The sequence below is a fragment of the Thermoflexus sp. genome (assembly GCF_025055495.1).
GTDB lineage: Bacteria > Chloroflexota > Anaerolineae > Thermoflexales > Thermoflexaceae > Thermoflexus.
Genome location: NZ_JANWXB010000417.1, coordinates 1 through 12,708 on the forward strand (window position 1 = coordinate 1; position 12,708 = coordinate 12,708).

12 protein-coding genes are annotated in these 12,708 nt (G+C 64.4%); 9 read left to right on the forward strand and 3 right to left on the reverse strand.

The genetic code is table 11. From position 1 onward, the window contains the following. A partial coding sequence (locus NZM16_RS13600; protein WP_295480888.1) for an AMP-binding protein occupies positions 1–1,792 on the reverse strand: 1,792 nt, incomplete at its 3' end. Then, the gene (locus NZM16_RS13605) at positions 1,776–2,582 is read right to left on the reverse strand and encodes an ABC transporter ATP-binding protein (protein ID WP_295480890.1); all 807 of its coding nucleotides are present in this window, start codon (positions 2,580–2,582) and stop codon (positions 1,776–1,778) included. The genes NZM16_RS13600 and NZM16_RS13605, both read right to left, overlap by 17 nt. 365 nt (positions 2,583–2,947) lie before the next feature. Here NZM16_RS13605 and NZM16_RS13610 point away from each other — a divergent pair, with 365 nt between their 5' ends. From NZM16_RS13610 to NZM16_RS13625, 4 genes are all read left to right on the forward strand, one after another. Then, positions 2,948–3,430 (forward strand): peptidylprolyl isomerase, encoded by a 483-nt coding sequence (locus tag NZM16_RS13610; RefSeq protein WP_295449887.1) that lies wholly within the window; start codon positions 2,948–2,950, stop codon positions 3,428–3,430. 478 nt (positions 3,431–3,908) lie between these two features. Beyond that, complete coding sequence (locus tag NZM16_RS13615) at positions 3,909–4,754, forward strand: molybdopterin-synthase adenylyltransferase MoeB (protein WP_295449890.1); 846 nt, start codon at positions 3,909–3,911, stop codon at positions 4,752–4,754. A gap of 210 nt (positions 4,755–4,964) precedes the next feature. Then, positions 4,965–5,606: a glycerol-3-phosphate acyltransferase gene (locus NZM16_RS13620; RefSeq protein WP_295449893.1), complete on the forward strand. Its 642-nt coding sequence runs from the start codon at positions 4,965–4,967 to the stop codon at positions 5,604–5,606. A gap of 21 nt (positions 5,607–5,627) precedes the next feature. Then, on the forward strand, positions 5,628–6,308 hold the full coding sequence (locus NZM16_RS13625; RefSeq protein ID WP_295480892.1) for a DUF1122 family protein: 681 nt from the start codon (positions 5,628–5,630) through the stop codon (positions 6,306–6,308). 141 nt (positions 6,309–6,449) lie between these two features. Here NZM16_RS13625 and NZM16_RS13630 read toward each other — a convergent pair whose 3' ends face one another. Beyond that, positions 6,450–7,892 (reverse strand): serine hydrolase, encoded by a 1,443-nt coding sequence (locus NZM16_RS13630; protein ID WP_295449900.1) that lies wholly within the window; start codon positions 7,890–7,892, stop codon positions 6,450–6,452. 418 nt (positions 7,893–8,310) lie between these two features. On the opposite strand from NZM16_RS13630, the gene NZM16_RS13635 reads away from it, so the two are divergent. From NZM16_RS13635 to NZM16_RS13655, 5 genes are all read left to right on the forward strand, one after another. Then, positions 8,311–9,276: a ring-cleaving dioxygenase gene (locus tag NZM16_RS13635; RefSeq protein ID WP_295480894.1), complete on the forward strand. Its 966-nt coding sequence runs from the start codon at positions 8,311–8,313 to the stop codon at positions 9,274–9,276. Positions 9,277–9,325: 49 nt separating this feature from the next. Next, the gene (locus tag NZM16_RS13640; RefSeq protein ID WP_295480896.1) at positions 9,326–10,219 is read left to right on the forward strand and encodes a VOC family protein; all 894 of its coding nucleotides are present in this window, start codon (positions 9,326–9,328) and stop codon (positions 10,217–10,219) included. After that, a complete protein-coding gene (locus NZM16_RS13645; RefSeq protein WP_295480898.1) occupies positions 10,216–11,136 on the forward strand; it encodes an LLM class flavin-dependent oxidoreductase in 921 nt (306 codons plus the stop codon). Before NZM16_RS13640 ends, NZM16_RS13645 begins: the two co-directional genes overlap by 4 nt. Next, the gene (locus tag NZM16_RS13650; RefSeq protein ID WP_295449912.1) at positions 11,133–11,750 is read left to right on the forward strand and encodes an alpha/beta hydrolase; all 618 of its coding nucleotides are present in this window, start codon (positions 11,133–11,135) and stop codon (positions 11,748–11,750) included. Before NZM16_RS13645 ends, NZM16_RS13650 begins: the two co-directional genes overlap by 4 nt. 408 nt (positions 11,751–12,158) lie before the next feature. Then, a complete protein-coding gene (locus NZM16_RS13655) occupies positions 12,159–12,560 on the forward strand; it encodes a DoxX family membrane protein (protein WP_295480900.1) in 402 nt (133 codons plus the stop codon). The last annotated feature ends 148 nt before the right edge of the window (positions 12,561–12,708 follow it).

The following is a 12,708-nucleotide window of genomic DNA, read 5'->3' on the forward strand; positions in this document are numbered from 1 at the left end:
GGAGCTTGCGGGTGCGGGTGAGCTCTTGGTCGTCAGCGTCGAATTCCTTAAACAGATTCACAAAGCGGACGATGTGGGCGGGCTCTGGCAGGCTGGTGTTGACGCGACGGATCTGGGCGGCCACCAGTTCATAGACCTCGGGCTTCTGGGAGAGCTCCTGATAGCTGGTGTAGGGGATGCGCCGGGCCTCGGCCCATCGGCCCACCACGTGGTAGTCGATGCAGATCACTGCTGTGACGTAGGGCAGCCTGTGGCCAATGACCCAGGCGTCCTTGATGTAAGGGCTGAACTTCAGACGGGTCTCGAGATACTGCGGTGAGAAGGGACGCCCGTCCCGCAGCGTCATTACGTCCTTCGATCGGTCGAACACCACCAGGTGGCCGTCCTCATCGATGAACCCCCGGTCCCCGGAATGCAGCCATCCATCCCGCAGCGTCTCGGCGGTCGCCTCGGGGTTCTTGTAATAGCCCTGAAAGACAGAGGGGCTGCGCGAGAGGATCTCACCCTCCGGGGAGATCCGAACTTCGGTCTCCGGGATCGGCTTGCCGACCGTGTCAAACTTGATGTCGTCGTCCCGGTGGAGCACGGAGATGCCAGCGATCTCCGTCTGGCCGTAGATCTGCTTGAGGTTCACGCCTAAGGCGTGATAGAAGCGGAAGTGATCCGGCCCCATCGCGGCCCCGCCGGTATAGGCATAGCGCACTCGGGCTAGCCCCAAGCGATCCCGGACCGGGCGGAAAACCAGCCAGTAGGCCAGCCTCCCCAGGAGCTGCTCCAGCGGGTTAGGCTTCTGCTTGGCGAATTTCCGATCGGCCAGGCGGTATCCGATCGCCATCCCCCACTCAAAGACTTTTCGCTTCAGCCATGTCGAATCCGCGTGCAGCACCTGGATCGTGCGGACCATCTGCTCCCACACGCGGGGCGGGGAGAAGATAATGTGCGGCGCGATCTCCCGAAGGTCATGCCAGGCGGTCTCTGGCTCCTCCGGGAAATTCAGGGTGAAACCGGCCAGGATCCCGCTGGAGATCGACATCATCTGCTCGCCGATCCAGGCGAAGGGGAGGAAGGAGACGTATTCGTCGTCCTCATAGTAGGGATCCACCCGCATCAGGTTCTGGCCCATCTTCAGGAGGTTGTAATGGGAAAGCAGAGCCCCTTTCGGTTTCCCGGTGGTCCCTGAGGTGTAGAAGAGCAGGGCGATGTCGTCCCCGTGGCCGGCGGCGACCAGTTCGTCGAAGAGGGAGGGATGGGATTCCCCGATCTGGCGGCCCAGGCGCATCACCTCCTCCATGGGCATCAGCATAGGGTCCCGATAATTTCGCATCCCCTTGGGATCGTCCCAGAAGATCTGCCGAATCTTCGGACAGCGATCCCGGACCGCCAGGATTTTATCGACCTCCTCCTGGGTTTCGCAGACTACAAAGCGGGCGTCGCTGTGGTCGAGGATGTAGGCGATTTCCTCAGGGAGGCTGTCCTGATAGATCCAGACGGCGACGCCGCCCGCGCTCAAGGCGGCCATTTCCGCCCAGAGGCCCTCCGGTCGATTATCGCCGATGAGGGCCACCTTATCGCCCCGGCGAAGGCCTAGGTGATAGAATCCCAGGGTGAGCGCCCTCACCCGCTCCAGGTAATCCGCCCAGGTGTAGGAGCGCCAGATCCCGAACTCCTTCTCCCGCATGGCGACCTTGCGGTCGCCATATTCCAGGGCCGTGCGGACCAGCTGCTTGGGGATGGTCAGGTCCTTTGTGATCTCGATCTCCAGCGCCCGGCACCTCTTAGCGGCGCGTCGCATAGGCGGCCTCCTCTTCCCCGAGGTAAGCCTGGATCACCACGGGATCCCGCTGGATCTCCTCCGGGGGGCCCTCGGCGATCTTGCTGCCGAAGTTCAGCACGGCGACGCGATGGGAGAGGTCCATCACCACGCCCATGTCGTGTTCGACCAGCACGCAGGTCACGCCCCAGCGTGGATTCTCATTAATCTCCAGGATGAAGCGGGCCATGTCTTCCACTTCCTCGAGGTTCAATCCGGCCATTGGTTCGTCCAGGAGTAGCAGATGGGGCTCGAGGGCGAGGGCGCGGGCGAGGTCCACCCGCTTTTGAAGGCCGTAGGGGAGCATCCCCACAATCCGATGCCGCAGATGACTGATCTCCAGAAAGTCCAGGATCTCCTCCTCGATGAAGGCCCGATGGGCCAGCTCCTCCCGTTCCGCCCGCCCCCAATAGATGAGGCCATCCAGAAGGTTGCTCTTCATGTGAATATGGCGGCCCAGACGGACGTTATCCAGGACGCTCATGTTCTTGAAGAGCTCAGTCTTCTGGAAGGTGCGGGCGATGCCGAGGCGGGCACGCTGGTGAGCGGGAAGTCTTGTGATCTCACGACCTTCAAAGAGAATGCGACCGCGCTGAGGGTGATAGAGGCCATTGATGCAGTTCAAGAGGCTGGTCTTACCGGCACCGTTAGGACCAATGATGGAGAAGAGCTCACCGCGACGCACGGCAAGGGAGACCCGATTCAGGGCCACCACTCCGCCAAAAGCCAAAAAGATATCCTCAACCTGCAGGATGATCTGCGGGGGATTCATGGAAATCGCTCCCCTGGCCAGGGAGGGGATTCCCTGGGCGATGGGAGAGCCCTGGCCCCAATTTAGCTCTATTTTAGTAAGCAAGCGTTCGCTTGTCAAATCAAGTCAAGTCGAAAAGTGGAGAGGGATATAGAAAACTTTTGGAGGGAGAGGTCATCAAATTCTTCACCTCGCCCCAGGTTACTGATCTTCCCTGAGTGGAAATTTAAAAGCCCTGGGAACTCTGGGGAGGATTTGCCTTTCAAGCAAGGTTCGATTATGATAGGAACAACGGCGCTGCCGGTTTTGCGGCAGGGGCTTTTCGAAAGAGGGCGCTCTCCGTAAGCCGGGAGAGCGCCCTTTTAACTTTCATGGAGGTTGGATCCATGCTACAGGAACGTCTGACCGTTCAGGACAATATGGTGGTGACCCTGGCCTATACGCTTCGCCTGAAGGATGGCCGGGTCGTAGAGTCCTCCGAAGAGAGCGAGCCGATCACCTTCATTCAGGGCGCCGGGGAGATCCTCCCCGCTCTGGAGGAAGCCCTCTATGGGATGGCGGTGGGGGAGGAGAAGGAGATCTGGCTGGCCCCCGAGGATGCCTATGGGCCCCGGCGGGCGGATGCCTACCAGGTCGTCCCCCGCAGCGAGTTTCCGGAGGATTTCCCTCTGGCCCCGGGCATCGGCCTGTATGTCTATACGGAGACTGGCGAAGCCTTCCCGGCTTATATCGCGGAGGTCAGCCCGGATACGGTGACCCTGGACTTCAATCATCCGCTGGCAGGAGAGGATCTTCATTTCACCGTGAAGATCCTGGCTCTGCGCCCCGCTACCTCTGAGGAGCTGGAGCACGGCCACCCCCACGAGTGAGACGTGGGCTCCCCCTCTGGATTTGGGGGCCTGACCGGGTGCCTTCCCGACGCCCGGCCAGGCCCCCAAACTTCCTCGGAACGTAGTGCTTCGACTATTTTTCATTTTTTCATTTGGGGGTTTCTGGGGGCGGTGCGGAGGGCCCAAGGCCCCCCGCACCGCCCCCGAAAGATGGTTCCTCTCCCCCCACGGCCCAGAGGGCCATGGGGAGGGGCCATGGCCTTCGGACGGGCTTCGGTTCCTCAAATCCCCAGTTGATAACTGGACAAGGCAGTAGGTTATCCTCTCATAGGAGTCGCGCCGTTTGCTTCCTCGGGAGGTCTTGGATCCCTCCTTCCAACCGCCCTTTGGACCGTTTGGCTCCCGACGGCGTGACTCCTAATATTAAAATCCTCCATAGCGGCCCTCGGGGCTGCGGGGAGGGGCTTAATGAGCAGGGGGAAGGGCCTATCCGCCTCCTCCTCGACGATCCGTGGACATGAGCTATCCCGTTGTGATGGCCTGGGACCTTGGCATGGCTTTCTCGCTGAGTGAATCCCAGATCCGTCGCTATGCTCGACATATTGTGTTGCCCGGAGTGGGCGGGCGGGGGCAGCGCCGGCTCCTCCAGAGCCGGGTTCTGATCATCGGCGCGGGCGGCCTGGGTTGCCCGATCGCCCTCTACCTGGCTGCCGCGGGGGTGGGCACCATCGGGATCATGGATGATGATGTGGTGGATCTCAGCAACCTCCAGCGGCAGATCCTTTTTCGAACCGAAGACGTGGGGCGCCCCAAGGCGGAGGTCGCCCGGGAGCGGCTTCAGGCCCTCAACCCGGATGTCACCGTGATCCCTTACGCGGAGCGGTTCACGGCGGCCAACGCGCGCCGGCTGGTGGCGGAGTATGATCTGGTGCTGGACGGAAGCGATAACTTCCCTACTAAATACCTGGCCAGCGATGTCTGCGTCTGGGAGGGCAAGCCGCTGATCTGGGGGGCGGTTTTCCAGTATGAGGGTCAGATCGGTATGGTGCCTCCAGGGGGGAGGCCGTGCTACCGGTGCCTCCTGCCCAATCCACCCCCTCCCGATCGAGTTCCGGATTGTCAACAGGCCGGCGTCTTCGGGGCGCTCCCTGGCATGATCGGCGCGATGCAGGCGTTCGAAGCGCTGAAGTGGCTGCTGGGCCTGGGCACATCCCTGGCCGGCCACCTCCTGGCCTTCGATGGGCTTCAGGGGGAGTGGTTAGCGGTTCAAGTGGAGCGCCGTTCGGATTGCCCGGTGTGCGGCGATCATCCGACGATCTTCGAGCCGATCGATTACGAAGTGTTCTGTGGGCTTTCTCGCTGATTTCCCAACCAGGCGGTGATGGGGCGTGGAGGGCCGCCAGAAGCGGCCTCCCATACGCCCTCCGAGATCTCCCGTGGTTTTTTTGGCTGGGGGACCGCCGGAGGCGGCGCCCCCGCCCAAAAACGATTTTCTCTCCCTCCCTTAGAGCCCCTGGGGCCTTGCTGAAAATTTCCTGAGCCCCTTAATGAACAGGGCAGGAGCAAGATCCCGATGGAGCGAAGTGTCGCACTGCTTCTGGGCGCTTATCTGCTGGGGTCGTTCCCTACCGGGTGGGTTGTCGTTCGGCTGCTCACGGGCCAGGATGTGCGTCGGGTGGGCAGTGGGCGGACGGGAGGGACCAATGCGATGCGGGCGGGGGGGCTTCCGGCCGGCCTGCTGACCGGCCTGGGAGACCTGCTGAAGGGAGCGCTGGCGATCCTGCTGGCGCGCCTGCTATTTCCGGACCAGCCGATGGCTGGCGTAATCGCGGGATGGCTGGCCGTGGCCGGCCATAACTGGTCGATCTGGATGGGATTCCGGGGTGGGGCGGGCACGGCGCCCAACATCGGCGCGGCCCTTGCCCTCTGGCCTCTCTCCGCAGCCGTGTTGTTGCCGATGATTCCCCTGGCCGCCGCCCTCACAGGCTATGCCTCTCTCACTTCGATGGTTCTGGCTCTCGCGATCCCCCTGGTCTTTGCGGTGCGGACCGTCTTCTTCAACGGACCATGGGTGGAGATCCTGTATGGGCTGGGCACCCTGGGGATGGTGGCCTGGGCCCTGCGCCCGAATTTCCGACGTCTCCGGGAGGGCACCGAGCCCCGCCTGCGCATCTCCATGCGGCCAACGCATTCCGTGAGGATTCCTCAGGGCTGAGATCGGAGGAGGATTCCCGGTATGCCTCCATCGAGCTGGGAAGCCCTCGAGGGCCTTTCCATCGGAGCTTATCGAATTCGAGCCCAGGAGGAAGGAGCCCCTGGGACAGCCGGGCGATATTATCTGGCTTTTTACCTGGAATGGGAAGGAGTCCGTTCCGATCGGCCGATCCTGCGGGGCCTTTATGCGGCGCCTCGCCCCCAGCCGATCCCGGGATGGCTGGATGGCTTCTTTCGGAACCCGGTCCCCTTCCGGGGAAGGCTGGTTGAGCTCGACGAATCCGAGCTTCGAGCATTCTTCCAGGCGGTCGGCCATCTGATTCCACCGGGAGGATGGCTGGCCCTGGCGTATGAAACCTTCGGCGAGACCCAGGCGATGCATCAGGAAACCGAACAGGCGCTCCGGCTGGGGATCCCACCGATCCTGACGCCCCTGGGGATGTGTTTGTTCTACGCCCGCTGTGCCTTTCCGATCCGGGACTGGTCCATCGCCGAAGGATGGCGGGAGGGGCCTCGCAAACTCCAGGGGTTCAAGCCCCGGGAGGAAGCGCATCATCGGCGGCGGGTGAACGAATTATGGGAGGAGATCCAGGCCTTCCTGCGCCGCACGGAAGGATCGACCCGGCCGGAGTTCCTGCGCGCCCGCCGGCGGGCGGAGCAATTGCGCCTCATGGGATTGTCCCCGAGTGCGGTCTGCCCATAACGGCCTATCCTCGGAGCGATCTCGGGGAGGGTGTCCTCCGTCCCCGGCAAGCGTCACCCCCACTGCCGGAGCGCTATCATCGTGCTGAGGCGGCCTCGGGCGTCCAGGACGTCGGGTGTGGCTTCCTTAACCCCTCGGGCTTTACCTCGGCGTCCCCAGGAAGAATTGAGCGGTCATCCGTGACATGTCCCGCATCATGCGGACGGCTTCTTCCCACTCCATCAGCAGGGGGCGATGCAGAAAGACCACCAGCGCGTAATCGGACTGGCCGGCCAGGACAATCCCTGCATCCGCGCGGGTTTCATTCGTCCATCCTGGGCGGCGGGCGAAAGGGATGCCGGGAGGGAGGCCCGCGGCCAGGAGCGTCGGCTGACCCTGTGCGTCGACCAGACGGTTTTGGGCCATTGCTTCTAAGATGAACTGGCACTCGGCTGGCTCGATGGCCCCCTCGGAGGCCAGCGGCAGGGGGCCGCCGTTGCGCGCGCACTGGTAAAGCATTTCCAGCAACACCCCCGTATCCTCCGCCGTGGTCTGCTGTTGCGGATCCGGATGGGTGGGGAGATCCGGACGGCTGTTCGCCGGGGTAACCACGGCCGGCGGAGCGCCGGGCTGATCGAAGGGCCATGCAATGAAGGAATTCACCAGGCCCAGCTCCCGAAGGAGCGCGGTGGTCTGCTCTGCGCCTTTCGCCGGGTCGCCCTCGCCCAGATCCGCGAGGAGCTCCTGAAGGGTGGGCAGGGCAGCCTCATCGGTCAACATCTGGAACACCCGGGCACGGCGGGCTTCCTCATGCGCCAGATCCCGGCTCCGGGCGACGGCCAGGGCTACGGGCAGGCGCATCACCCCGACGCCGGAGAACGCCAGATCCCCGTTGCGCATCCAGGTTTGTCCGCTTCGCAGATCCTTCACGAAGATCCCGGCTGTTCCGTCGAAGGACTGCAGATAGGCTTCGAAGAACCGTCCCAGCGTGGCCAACGAGAGGGCGGGTGCGGGTTTTTCGTCCACGACCAGCGCCACCTCGCGGGGGGTCGCCTGGGCCAGGGCGGCCTGAAGCCGTTCGGCGGAGAGGCTGATGTTCAGCACATGACCCGGCCGGCCTGGCAGGAACGTGAAGCGCTCGAGATCCGGCTGGGGCTCCACAGGCGGCTCGTCATACCGCCGGGCGACCTCCAGCAACCAGAGGCGGATCCGCTCCGTGGAGACCTGGATGGCGATCGGGAGATCGCGCGGGGGCGGAGGCTGGCGGAACAGGAACTGCAGGAAGGCCGCCGGGCGCTGACGTTCCGCCAGGGCTTCTCTCAGGAGCTCCCGGCTGTTCTCCCGATCCAACCGCACCTCCAGATCAGCGGGATCCAGCATCAGGGTCTGATCGCGATAGCGAACCTGAAGCGGGGTCTTCAGGGCTTGCTCCACGGCGTCCAGGGCTTCTTCCAGCGAGCGGCCGCCCACGGCCAGCCCGGCCACGGTCCAGGTGCGGGGGATTCGTTGAAGTTCCTGCTGAAAGAGGCTGAACTGCCAGACCAGAAACCCCACCAGCAGTCCTCCGATCCCCCACGCCAGCCATCGGTTCATGGAACGAAGCATCGACGGGACCTCCTCCAGGATGCAGGTCGTGTTTCCCTGCTGACGGGAGAGAGGGGTGGCCTTCAATGGCCTCCTTCCCCTTGATCTCCCCTCCCTGAAGTCCAGAGGGCTTTGGAAGGAGAGGAGCGATTGAAATCGAGGGCGCGACCCGTCGCAAGGAAACACCACCAGGATACGAAAGTGCGATGGGGGCGCCGATCCCCAGCCTGACGGGCAGCGCCTCGAAATCCCGCCTGCATGGCTTCCCCGAGCTCTCTCCCCATTATATCCAACGCTCGGGAGCGACCGAACCGTTTCTCCCCTTATGCGGAGGGGAGGGGATTTCGGGGTAGCGACTTCCGGTTTCTTGACAGAGGGGAAAAGCGGCGATAAACTGTTGGAAATTAAACTTAACTTTAGATTTACATTTGGAGGCGCAATGGGCGACGCGCCGGAGATCCTCGGGCTCCATCATGTGACCGCCATGGGGGGCGCCCCCCATAGGAACGTGAGGTTCTACCGAGAGGTCCTGGGATTGCGCCTGGTCAAGCGCACGGTGAACTTCGACGATCCGGGGACCTATCACCTGTATTACGGGGATGCCCTGGGGCGACCGGGGACCCTGTTGACGTTCTTCCCCTGGCCAGGGGCGCGTCCGGGGCGGGTAGGCGTCGGGCAGGTGGCCGTAACCGCCTTCACCATCCCGGAGGCCGCCATCGGTTACTGGGAGAAGCGACTGCGGGCTTATGGGGTAGCGATGGAACGCGCCGCTTCCCGCCTGGAAGAAGAGGAGGTGGTCCTGCGATTCCAGGATCCCGACGGGCTGTGGCTGGAGCTGGCGGCGCATCCCCAGGCGGAGACACGGCCGGGATGGCCGGAGGGGCCGGTTCCACTGGAATATGGGATCCGGGGCCTTCACACGGTGACGATGCGGGAAGCCGTCGCTGAGCCCACGCTCCGCTTCCTGATCGAGGGAATGGGGTTCCGCCTCGTGCAGGAGGAGGGCGATCGAATCCGCCTGGCGGTCGGGCCGGGCGGGCCGGGGGCCTGGGTGGATCTCCAGGTGGACCCTCGGGCGCCCCGTGGCCACATAGCGGTAGGGACGGTGCACCACGTGGCCTGGCGGGTGCGGAACGACGCCGAGCAGGGAGCCTGGCGGACGCGTCTTCAGGCGCTGGGGCTTTATGTGACGCCGGTGATGGATCGGAAGTATTTTCACTCCATCTATTTCCGCGAGCCCGGCGGTGTGCTGTTCGAGATCGCCACGGATCCACCCGGATTCACCGTCGATGAAGCGCCGGAGCGCTTGGGGACCGGGTTGATGTTGCCGGACTGGCTGGAGCCCATGCGGGGGGAGATCGAGCGGGCGTTGCCGCCCCTGGAGGGCAAGGTCATCCGCGAATGAGACACATGCCTCGTGAATGAGAGGATCCTTCTCCTGGAGATCTGATCCCATGAGCGAGCGATTGCCGCCGGGCACTCACATCGGATACGCCCATCTGCAGGTTCGCGATCTGGGGCGTTCCCTGGCGTTTTACCGGGATCTCCTGGGGTTTCGGGAGATCGGCCGCGAGGGATCCGCGATGTGGCTGTCGGCCACCGGGTCTCTGCCTCCCGTGCTGGCCTTGACCGAGCGCCGGGATGCACGGCCTCGACCGCTGCGCACCACCGGGCTGTATCACATCGCCATCCGGTTGCCGACCCGGCGCGATCTGGCCCGGGTGTTCCGGCGGCTGTTGGAGCACGGGTGGCCTTTCCAGGGCTTCTCGGATCACGGTGTGAGCGAAGCCCTCTATCTGCCGGATCCCGATGGGAATGGCCTGGAGCTCTACCGGGACCGGCCGCGGGCACAATGGCCATGGCGGCAGGGGCGCCTGGCGATGGTCACGAAGCCCCTCGATGTGGAGGATCTGCTTCGGGAGGCGACCCCCGAACCCTGGGATGGGCTTCCCGAGGGGACCGACATCGGCCATATCCACCTCCACGTCGCCGATCTGGAAGCGGCGGAGGCGTTCTACGGTGGGATCCTGGGGCTGGAGGTGACCCAACGGGATTATCCAGGGGCCCGCTTCTTTGCAGCCGGAGGGTATCACCATCACGTGGGAACCAACACGTGGGCGGGCCGGGGAGCGCCGCCGCCTCCGCCGGATGCGGTGGGCCTCCGGGCGTTCACCCTGGTGGTCCCGGACGAGGCGGCCTGGGTTGGGATCCGGGAACGGGCGCAGGCCGCTGGCCTACGGGTTCGGGAGGGCTCCGGGGTGCTCTTCCTGGAGGATCCTTCCGCCAACCGTCTTTGGGTGACCCTGGCGCATCGGTTCGTCCCCGAGGAACCGGAGGATTCGCGTTGAGCCATGAAATCTGGCTGGGTCTGAACATCGATCCATCCGTGGATCGGCGGGAGGAGGCGTTCTGGCGGGCCCGCCTGGCGGATACCCATGGCCTGGATTGGATCACCGTTCAGGATCATCCCTACAACCCGAATTTCCTGGAGACCTGGACGTTGCTGGTGGCGCTGGGGATGGCGACCCAGCGGGTGCGCCTGGGCCCGAATGTGGCTTGCACGCCTCTTCGCTCCCCGGCGATGCTGGCCAAGATGAGTGCCACGCTGGATGTGCTGACCGGAGGCCGGGTGGAGCTGGGGGTGGGGGCAGGGGCTCTCCCTGAGGGGATCTACGCGTTCGGAGGCGTGGCGCCCGCCACCCCGGCGGAGCGCGTGGCGGCTTTCCGGGAGGCCGTGGAGATCCTGCGGGGGATGTGGGCCCATAGCGGGGGAACCTTCTCCTACGCCGGCCGCTTCTATCGCGTGACGGGCGCCCGGCCGGGCCCGGCGCCGGCCCATCCGATCCGTCTCTGGTTCGGGGCTTTAGGCCCCCGGATGTTGCGCCTGACGGGCCGGATGGGGGATGGCCTTTTGGTCTCTTCCCCCTACGTGCCGCCGGAGCGGCTGCCGGAGGTCCATCGGAGGATCGATGAAGGGGCAGCCGAGGCCGGCCGCCCGCCGACGGCGATCCGGCGCGGCTACAACCTGATGGGCGTGCTGGACCTGGGGCGTCCGGACACCCAGGGGACTTCCCGGCGGCCAGGGGTGATCGTGGGTCCGCCGGCGCGGTGGGTGGAGGAGATCCTGCGGCTCCACGAGGAGCTTCGCATGGATACCTTCATCTTCTGGCCGGTGATGGGAAATGAGCGCATCCAGGTGGAAGCCTTCGCGCAGGAAGTCGTTCCGATGGTCCGGGAGCGCGGGCGGGGAGGAGGGAGGGGATGAGCGAGACGCTCGAGTTCGTCCATCGCTACGAGCCGGGGGAAGATCCGGAGACGCTGTTGCTGTTGCATGGGACAGGAGGAGACGAGACGGACCTTCTGCCGCTGGGGCGGCATCTGGCCCCTCGGGCTGGCCGATTGGCTCCTCGGGGGCGGGTGCTGGAAAACGGGATGCCTCGCTTCTTCCGACGGCTGGCCCCAGGGATTTTCGATGAAGCGGATCTGCGGCGGCAGGTGGCCGATTTAGTGCGGTTCCTCGGAGCCGCCGCGAAGCGCTACGGCTTCGATCCCGCGCGGGTCTGGGCGGTGGGATATTCCAATGGGGCCAACATGGCGGCGGCCCTTCTGCTGTTGTATCCGGAAGCCCTGCGCGGTGCCGTGCTGTTGCGCCCGGTGCTGCCGCTGCGCCCGAAGGCGGAGCCAGACCTCCGGGGCAGGGCGGTGCTGATTCTGGCGGGGGAACGGGATCCGTGGGCTCCCCGGGAGCAGGTGGAGGCGCTGGCCTGGGTGCTCGAGGCCGCGGGCGCTTCGGTCACGCTGCGCTGGCATCCGGACGGCCACGCCATGGCTTCAGAAGAGATCGCCATCGCGCGAGACTGGTTGCAGCGGTGGCTGTGATGGGGACGTTGGTCTTCGACTCCTGTATTCGCGAGGGGGTGGTCCCATGACGCCTAGGCCCCGGATCGTGTCGGGTTGATCTCCACCGAGGGGTTCGGGTCGGATCGGACTCCTGAAGGCGATCCGATCGGCCCCAAAATCTCCTGGTTCCCGCCTTGCGGCCTGAAGGGAAGCGGGGAATAGGGAGGGGGGCTTGCCCTGCAGGCGCACTGCTCAAACGGAGCGATGGGGTCGGGAAAGCAACGATGCCATCGATAGGCCTTCCTTCGCGGGGGAGGGAGGGGATCGGGTGGGATCCTCGGGATCTGATCCCACCCGGGGGGAGCGCAGGATCGTGAACGCCTGCGCTCCCCCCGGGTGCATGCCCGGGATCATCCCTTCATCCATCATTCGTCACGGAGGTGCGCGATGGAGCTTCTGTTCCTCATCGGCCGGATCATCGTCGGGATCTATTATCTGTTCAACGCGGCGAATCATCTCATCATGGGCACGGAACAGCTCACGCAATATGCGCAGTATAAAGGCGTGCCCGCGCCGCGGCTGGCGGTCATCGTGTCGGGGATCCTGCTGCTGATCGGAGGCTTGAGCCTCCTGCTGGGAGCCTACCCGGGCATCGGGGTGCTCAGCCTGGTCCTCTTCTTGGTGCCCGTGACCTTCAAGATGCACAACTTCTGGGCGGTGCAGGATCAGCAGCAGAGGATGATGGAGATGGTGAACTTCATGAAGAACCTGGCCCTGATGGGCTCGGCGCTGATGTTCCTGTTGATTGAGCGCTGGCCCTTCAGCCTGATCCCCCAGATGTGGCCGTAAAGGGCTGAGAAGAGAAGGGCGCACCGTGGGACGGCATGCTCTTTCACTCATGGACATGGAGGTGTGTGCCTCAGGCGGATTGCGTCCCTCATTTTGGGTATTTACAGCTAGGCGAGGCCGCCTTAGCGGCCTCGCCCGCTTGTTTCTC

What these genes read in the sequence shown, in the direction of transcription:
- NZM16_RS13655 (WP_295480900.1), top strand. Translation starts at nt 12,159, where the DNA reads ATGGAGCTTCTGTTCCTCATCGGCCGGATCATCGTCGGGATCTATTAT.
- NZM16_RS13650 (WP_295449912.1), top strand. Translation starts at nt 11,133, where the DNA reads ATGAGCGAGACGCTCGAGTTCGTCCATCGCTACGAGCCGGGGGAAGAT.
- NZM16_RS13630 (WP_295449900.1), bottom strand. Translation starts at nt 7,892, where the DNA reads ATGCTTCGTTCCATGAACCGATGGCTGGCGTGGGGGATCGGAGGACTG.
- NZM16_RS13625 (WP_295480892.1), top strand. Translation starts at nt 5,628, where the DNA reads ATGCCTCCATCGAGCTGGGAAGCCCTCGAGGGCCTTTCCATCGGAGCT.
- NZM16_RS13605 (WP_295480890.1), bottom strand. Translation starts at nt 2,582, where the DNA reads ATGAATCCCCCGCAGATCATCCTGCAGGTTGAGGATATCTTTTTGGCT.
- NZM16_RS13610 (WP_295449887.1), top strand. Translation starts at nt 2,948, where the DNA reads ATGCTACAGGAACGTCTGACCGTTCAGGACAATATGGTGGTGACCCTG.
- NZM16_RS13635 (WP_295480894.1), top strand. Translation starts at nt 8,311, where the DNA reads ATGGGCGACGCGCCGGAGATCCTCGGGCTCCATCATGTGACCGCCATG.
- NZM16_RS13640 (WP_295480896.1), top strand. Translation starts at nt 9,326, where the DNA reads ATGAGCGAGCGATTGCCGCCGGGCACTCACATCGGATACGCCCATCTG.
- NZM16_RS13615 (WP_295449890.1), top strand. Translation starts at nt 3,909, where the DNA reads ATGAGCTATCCCGTTGTGATGGCCTGGGACCTTGGCATGGCTTTCTCG.
- NZM16_RS13620 (WP_295449893.1), top strand. Translation starts at nt 4,965, where the DNA reads ATGGAGCGAAGTGTCGCACTGCTTCTGGGCGCTTATCTGCTGGGGTCG.